The organism is uncultured Shewanella sp. (assembly GCF_947491715.1).
Lineage (GTDB): Bacteria > Pseudomonadota > Gammaproteobacteria > Enterobacterales > Shewanellaceae > Shewanella.
Genome location: NZ_CANLKR010000137.1, coordinates 1 through 329 on the forward strand (window position 1 = coordinate 1; position 329 = coordinate 329).

General features: G+C 48.3%; 1 pseudogene. It reads left to right on the forward strand.

Going from position 1 to position 329, the window contains the following annotated elements:
- Positions 1 to 329, forward strand: a pseudogene (locus Q0779_RS23850) (Ig domain-containing protein); the annotation flags it as partial.

Genomic DNA, 329 nt, shown 5'->3' on the forward strand with positions numbered 1-329 from the left:
AGTACCGTCACTGATTTTGCCACTTGGAGCAGCAGCGATACCAGTATTGCCACAGTAGAGTCAGGCATAGCCACAGGCGTGAGTTCAGGAAACGTCACGATTACTGCCAGCTTGAATGGAGCCAGTACCACTGCGACACTCTATGTCTCTGATCCTGCCCCAACATCATTAGTCATCACGCCCGTTAATCAAGCGACTCAGCAAGGTACACAACTGCAATATACCGCTACCTTATATTATGATGACAACACCAGTTTAGATGTCACCGATGCGACTGAAACCGTATGGAGCAGCAGTGATACGAGTTGTACTACCATACAAAGCTCTGG